Source organism: Geomonas anaerohicana (genome assembly GCF_016458305.1).
In the GTDB taxonomy this organism is placed as follows: domain Bacteria; phylum Desulfobacterota; class Desulfuromonadia; order Geobacterales; family Geobacteraceae; genus Geomonas; species Geomonas anaerohicana.
Genome location: NZ_JAEMHL010000042.1, coordinates 1 through 313 on the forward strand (window position 1 = coordinate 1; position 313 = coordinate 313).

The 313-nt window shown below is 49.5% G+C and carries 1 tRNA gene; it reads right to left on the reverse strand.

The features are described 5' to 3' along the window. Positions 1-2: 2 nt before the first annotated feature. A tRNA-Ile gene (locus JFN91_RS21915) sits at positions 3-76 on the reverse strand. Positions 77-313 lie beyond the last annotated feature (237 nt).

The window sequence follows — 313 nt, forward strand, 5'->3', positions numbered from 1 at the left end:
GGTGGGCCTGGGAGGACTTGAACCTCCGACCTCACGATTATCAGTCGTGTGCTCTAGCCAGCTGAGCTACAGGCCCCCGTGATGCGAGTTCTACGTTCTAAGTTCTACGTTAGAACCCATAGAAACTCTCGAGGCCGTATCATCGCTAACCATTCATCTCGAAATTGTAGAGAACAAAAAGACCGAGAGGCTAGTGCCTCGCGGGCTTGGTCCTTCAAAACTAAATAGTAGACAGTATTTGCGAGATTGACCTGGATAACCATGACCAGCATCTTACGTGACAGTGTCACTGGCTGGTTAGGCTCCTTAGAAA